General features: G+C 40.2%; 5 protein-coding genes. All 5 read left to right on the forward strand.

Annotated elements, in window-relative coordinates; all coding sequences use genetic code 11:
- The first annotated feature begins 192 nt into the window (after positions 1 to 192).
- The 5 genes from QNM18_RS04730 to QNM18_RS04750 all read left to right on the forward strand — a co-directional run bounded on the left by QNM18_RS04730 (position 193) and on the right by QNM18_RS04750 (position 6,693).
- A complete protein-coding gene (locus tag QNM18_RS04730) occupies positions 193 to 951 on the forward strand; it encodes a thioesterase II family protein (RefSeq protein WP_211009528.1) in 759 nt (252 codons plus the stop codon).
- Between the two features lie 133 nt (positions 952 to 1,084).
- Entirely contained in the window at positions 1,085 to 2,329 is a 1,245-nt protein-coding gene (locus QNM18_RS04735; protein WP_211009529.1) for an HlyD family secretion protein, read from the forward strand.
- A gap of 27 nt (positions 2,330 to 2,356) precedes the next feature.
- Complete coding sequence (locus tag QNM18_RS04740) at positions 2,357 to 3,067, forward strand: ABC transporter ATP-binding protein (RefSeq protein ID WP_211009530.1); 711 nt, start codon at positions 2,357 to 2,359, stop codon at positions 3,065 to 3,067.
- The gene (locus QNM18_RS04745) at positions 3,064 to 5,484 is read left to right on the forward strand and encodes an ABC transporter permease (protein ID WP_284136518.1); all 2,421 of its coding nucleotides are present in this window, start codon (positions 3,064 to 3,066) and stop codon (positions 5,482 to 5,484) included. Before QNM18_RS04740 ends, QNM18_RS04745 begins: the two co-directional genes overlap by 4 nt.
- A gap of 177 nt (positions 5,485 to 5,661) precedes the next feature.
- Positions 5,662 to 6,693, forward strand: coding sequence for an aspartyl/asparaginyl beta-hydroxylase domain-containing protein (locus tag QNM18_RS04750; protein WP_284136519.1), 1,032 nt, complete (start codon positions 5,662 to 5,664; stop codon positions 6,691 to 6,693).
- Positions 6,694 to 6,716 lie beyond the last annotated feature (23 nt).

A 6,716-nucleotide genomic window follows, 5' to 3' on the forward strand; every position in this document is an offset into this window, starting at 1 on the left:
CCCAATAGGTTACAGGTGCGTAAACTAGAGTTTCTGTCAAGTTTTCACTTATGCAGAACATCAAACCTGGTTGTATTAAGGCAAGAAGTGTGTAGCCAACTGGAAAATGCATTTCAGCAATAAGCCAGCCCTTATCCTCTAACCTATTATTAATATTTTAGGAATAATAATTATAATAATAAGGAGCATTAAGTGCTTAAGTCCTTCCTGCCTATTAATCAGGTTTCAAGCCCGAGATTTAGGGTCTTTTGCTTTCCATATGCAGGTGGTGGTCACACCACATTTTCTGATTGGCCGGATTATATTGATAATGACATTGAAGTTCTTGTCGTCAGTCTACCTGGGAAAGGAAAAAGATTTTCTGAACCCGCTATAGATAATATGGAAGAACTGGTTAACTCTTTACTGTTTGATTTTAAACAGCTCAGCGATGTGCCCTACCTATTTTTCGGTCACAGTTTGGGGGCAAGAGTTGCGTTTGCACTCGCCAAAGAGTTAGAGCAATTAACAGTTAGGCAACCGCTACAGCTTGTCGTATCGGGGAGTCCAGCTCCTAATTCAAATGAAGATGTGGTCAAGCTGAGTGATAAGCCTGACCATGAATTCATTGAAAAGCTTCATATTATTGGGGGAACCCCACCAGAAGTACTCGCACAAGAAGAACTTATGGAACTCCTACTGCCCTCTATTCGAGCGGATTTCAAAATTGCAGAAGAATATCAATGCCTACCCCACCAGCTTAATGTGCCAATCACCGTTTTTACCGGTAAAGAAGACCGAGATGTTAACCAAAGCAACCTGTCTTTATGGCAAGGATTTAGTAAAAACCCCATAAGTATAAATCACTATGATGGTGGCCACTTCTTTATTGAAACACATAAAAATGCACTAAAAGATCTCGTAACAATTATTAATGACAATGCAATAGAGCCTGAGCAACTTGTTATATAAACAAATAATTTAAATAAAATAAAAAACTTTATTTACCGTATAACATAAGCGTAAACAGCATAATTAATTGATAAAAGCCCTACTCACTATGATAGATTTGGAAAATTAGTGAGGAACTCAAAGGTTCATTGAAATGGATATTAAAAAAGAAAAAAAGAAAAAGCCTAAAGTATCTAAACCAGTTATCGTCGCAGCGAGCTTAGCGCTCATCGCCAGTGCATATATGTTAACAGTCAAATCTGGAGCAGCCGTAGATGGAGAGTCTATGGTTACCTCTAAAGTAGAAAAAGGTTTATTTACTGTAAAAGTTGAGGGGTTTGGCACCTTAATACCTAATGACCTGCGTGTATTGACAACCATGACGCCTGCCACGGTTAAAAAAATTGTTCAGCGACCAGGCGCGATTGTAAAACCTAATGACTTACTGGTCGTACTCGATAACCCTGAACTGCATCAGCAAGTACAAAGTGCACAAAAACAAATGTCGCAAGCTGAAGCAAATCTTAAGCAGCTAGAACTCTCTCAAGAATTGGCAATGCTGGATGAGCAGTCAACGCTCAGTCGACTCAAGGCAGACATAGAAGCAATGGAACAGCAACATGAGGCTGAAAAACAATTAGTTGAATCGGGTGTCGTGTCTAGGCTCAATTATATCAAAAACCTTTCGTCATTGAACAAACTCAAAGTTCAATATGACATCCAAACCACAAAAATAGCGACTCTAGAAAAAGTTCACGAGCAAAAAATCATTATTAGCCAACAACAAATGAGGCAAACTGAAGGTGAGCTGCATATCGCACAAGAAAGGGTAAATCGCCTCGAAGTACGTGCTGATTCAAATGGAGTTATTCAACGCCTGTCTGTTGAAGAAGGACAAAGCCTCGCCACCGGACAGGAAATCTTAATGATAGGGAGTAGCAATAGCCTGATGGCGATGCTCCAAGTGCCACAAAGCCAAGCTCAATACATAGAAATTGGTCAAAATGCAGTTATCGATACATACCAGGACAAGATTAATGGCACGGTGAACCGTATCGTCCCGGAAGTACAAAATAATACAGTCACGGTAGAGATAGCACTGCCTAACCAATTACCTAAAAGTGCACGTCCCCAGCGCAGTATTGACGGACATATTGTCATCAATGAAATTGAAAACGCGCTATTTATCGAACATCCAAAAGACGCAAGAGCATTTCAACCTGCAATGCTGTATGCGCTTTCAAATGACGGCCTAAACGCATCAAAGAGAAATCTAATGTTTGGCTACAGTAGTGGTAAATACATCCAAATTAATTCTGGAGCAAAAGAAAATGACGAGTTCATCATCTCTGACGTACCTACACAGGTCAAAGGGAAAGCGAACTTTGACATACAGTAGCCAGTAAAAAACAATAAAGGAAAATCCATGAACAAAGACATCAAGATTGAAATAAATCATGTGTCCAAGGTTTACGATACAGATCTTGTCGAAACACATGCTTTAAAAGACATTAATATTAAGATTTACGAGGGCGACTACGTTTCTATATCTGGACCTTCTGGTGGGGGTAAATCTACTCTGCTATCAATCATAGGTCTGTTAGATGAAGCGAGTGGCGGAGAGCTAAAAATTGAAGGTAAAGATGTCACATCACTCACTCAAGATCAGGCAGCCGAAGTAAGAAACACTAAACTAGGTTTTATCTTTCAATCATTTAACCTAATCGAAGAGCTTTCTGTTTATGACAACGTGGCTCTGCCATTAACCTATCGCACTGATGGGCTTGCTGCGGAAGAAATTGATAAAAAAGTAAAAGAATGCTTAGAAAAAGTTAGCTTGTCACACCGACTCGATCACTTCCCAAATCAACTGTCTGGTGGTCAGCAGCAAAGGGTTGCGATTGCCAGAGCACTTGCCGCTGATCCTGCTATTTTATTAGTTGATGAACCGACAGGTAACCTTGATTCTACAACTGGTGATCAAGTCATGCAGCTTTTAGAGGAGCTAAATGCGCAAGGGACTACGATTTGCATGGTAACTCACGACAGCAGATACGCGGACATGGCTAGAACTAAATACCAGCTAAAAGACGGGGTTTTGCAAGTTGAAGAGGAACAGTTGAGTGAAGCCGTATGAAGAATTCAACGTTAGTAGTCAAACAATCCATTAAGAGCCTGAGTCGCAAGCCAACCTTAATGTTTGGTGTCATTGCAACACTTGGCTTAACACTCGGCGCATTTATATCTGTTTTAACGCTTGCATACTACATGTTTCTCAAACCACTTCCCTACCCTGATCAGGAGAGATTAGTCACGGTTGAGTACAGAGCGCTAAATGCGGAAGGGGGCGTGATGGGTAATGCATTTACCTACCCTGGCGCCATTGAAATCTACAAAAATAATGACTCATTTGATGCTAGTGCACTGATGTTTTATGCAACCTCAGTGATGACATCAGATAGTGCTCAACCAACCGTTGCTACCACATCGGTGACACCTGAGTGGTTTGATATCACTAGTGCGAAAACGTCTTTAGGTCGCGTTTTTACAGCTGATGAAGGATTGAATAGTCACATACCCCTAGCAGTTTTGAGCCACAAAACTTGGCAAGAAATGTTCAATTCAGATGAAGGCGTACTAGATCAAAGTGTGAGCTTTAATGGCATCTCTTACAAAATTGTCGGGGTTTTATCACCCGATTTTATTGAACCAAGGATCCGTGCAGATCAGTCATCTACAAGCGTTTGGCTAACTTGGGATCAAAACTCCGCAATGGCCAAAGAAACTTGGTCGTACATTGATGGTGGCATCGTCTACGTTGCAAAAGTAAAAGCAGGTGTGACAGCAGATATTGCCGCTCAGCAATCATCACCAAGAGCCAGTGAGCTTTTTAACCAAAATAATGTCGGCATTCCTTTTTTCAAAGGGTGGTCAATCGAGCTAATCGTCACTTCATTGAAAGATAAAGTATTAGGTGACAGTCAAAAAACAGTGACTATGTTGGTTCTTGGGGCATTTGCATTATTGTTGATAGCCATGGCTAACATCACTAACTTATTTATTTCAAGAACAATTGAACAACACCGAAAACTCGCTATCAACGCAGCTCTCGGTGCAAAGAAATCTCAATTGCATGTCATATTCTTGCTTGAAGCGACATTACTAATGCTACCAGCGGCGATTTTTGGACTTGTTATCGCCTATGTTGGCATTGAGATCATGCAAGCATTTTTCACTGATCTTCTTCCAAGAAGTAATGAGCTAAGCCTCAACTTTATGAGCGTCATTTCTGCATTTGTACTTATGGTAGTTCTGATACTCACCTTCTCTCGAGTAAATTTATCAATGATAAATTACAAAGAGCTAAGAGCCGCAATTCAATCAAGTGGTAAAGGCTCTGGTTTACAGGTGTCACAAAAAACTCGCTCCAGTTTAATGGTTGCCCAAATTGCCATTGCAAGCATTATCATTTTCGCAACCTCTGTTTTATTTTCAGAGGCCTACAAGAAAGTTAACCAACCTCTTGGCATGAAAATCGATGGCTTGGTCAATGTTAACTTCTCGCATATGGAAAAGCATTCTGTGAAGTGGGATGAAATGGCAGCGCTACTTGTTGAAACGAAAGCCCAAATAGAGAGGCTACCGCAAGTTGAATCTGTCACATTTGGCGAATCCCCGCTGTCCTCTTTTAGTATGTGGGCCGCAACTGACGTCGAAACAAATGAGAACTTTGTTCCTATTGGTAAAAGTGTTGATAGCAACTACTTCAATACACTAGATATTTCCTTCATCGAAGGGAAAGGCTTTGACCGCAGCGAACTCAATGGTGATAGCAACGCACTTGTTGTCAATCAGGGTTTTGCTAGGCTGTTGTCTGGTAATGACAGTGCACTAGGCAAAAAGCTCTTAGTAAGAAACAAAGAGCACGTCATTGTTGGTGTAATAGATAACATCATGGTACCGGGCGCTGAAAATGATGCGGCACGTTTATACGTTCCAATCGACAAGGCAAACCAGTCCATGCTCATTAAAATTAAAGACAATCAAACAGTTGATAGAACTGATATCGTTAACATTATTTATGGTATTGATTCGAAGTTGGCTGTGTTTGAGTTTGAGTCACTTGCACAGACAAAGTACATGTCTCAATTTGGCGAAATTGTTACCATTATTTCTACCCTCGCCATTTCTTTAATTAGCACAATTCTAGCCGGTTTGGGTCTTTACGGTGTTCTCAATTACACCACTCAGATGAACAAATTTGAACTAGGTACGCGATTAGCACTTGGCTCTAAACGCAAGCAATTAATTTTGTTTGTCTTTAAAAACAATCTCAAATCATATGCTGTGGGAGTCTCTATTGCTACAGCTATGCTGATCATCGCTTATCTAATAGACCCTAATTTACTCTCTCAATATATAGGCTTTGAACTTGTTGCGATTGGCGTATACACACTTGCGCTGATTTTAGCAATTTCTTGGATTGCCTGTTACGTACCATTGAGACCCATATTAAATAGACCTCTTGTCTATAGCTTGAAATCTGGAGATTAACTAGCCCTATAGGTGAGTTGAATGACAAGGTTCTACTCACCTAGCCCCACAAAAATAAAAACAAAAAAGCAAAAAAATAAAAAGATGGCAAATAAAAAGCCACAACATAAAAACTAAAATAAAAATAAAACGACCCAAAGTTAAATAGTTATATTTAGCAAGTTAAAGGAGCTAGAAATGTCACTTTCAATATGCAGTAAATTAAATATGGATATTGACCTACCAGAACTAAAAAAAGAACTAGAAATTATCCAAAGACTTCAGTGGCACAAAGAGTCTCCTTTTATTGCTGAAAATGTCCCTGGATTAAATACTACTGTTTATCATAGTGGAAACTGGAAAGTGGTCAGTTTGCGCTCCCTAGGTGGCAGCGAATCTCGGACAGACCCAGGAGGCCCAAGCATCCATGACTATGAATATAACGAGATGAGCAAACACACTCCATATATTCGTAAGCTGATGTCGTATTTCGGTGGTGATATTCGTACCGTTAGGCTGTCATCCATGGGGCCTGGCATGTCAATACAAGAGCACTGTGATACTTTTGTAGCGCTCCAATATGGCCAAGTCAGATTACACATCCCTATTCAAACTGATGAAAATGTCATTATGAGGTTTGGTAAAGAGGAGTTTCACTGGCCAGAAGGTGAGTTGTGGTATGGTGACTTTTCAGTACCGCATAGCGTAGATAATGGCAGTGACAAACATCGTATTCACCTAATTTTTGATGCCTATATCACCGACAAACTACTTGAGCTATTCCCTCAATCTGAGCAAAAAGCAATAGCTGCAAAGCAGATACTCAGCCATCAAAATAGCCAGCCGCTTGCTGTTGAATCTCTTAAAAAATATCAGTGTGACTTTGATATCTCAGCCGCTTTGTTAAAAGGCATATTTGAAACAGATGACGGTATCCTAGGCATCATTAGTGGCCAAATAAAGTTAATCAACAATAGTGAACTGCAATTTTGGTTAGATGAAAAGCCTCTCTTTACTTTAGAACCGCTTAGCGATGGACTATTTAAATTCCGCGGGTGGAGTGTCGAGCGCACCATTGAATTTAAATGGCACCAAGATACGCTCTCCGAAATGGTATGGCAGTTTAATTGTGGGCTACACAAGACATTGGTCACCATACCCGTCACCGCCACTACAGAAACAAGTGCAAAACCTAGGTTAGTTGAAAGGCAATGTGAACCATGCGTTTAAATATAACCCTGTAATAATAAATG

It is taken from the genome of Pseudoalteromonas obscura, from assembly GCF_030135505.1.
Classification (GTDB): Bacteria; Pseudomonadota; Gammaproteobacteria; order Enterobacterales; family Alteromonadaceae; genus Pseudoalteromonas; species Pseudoalteromonas obscura.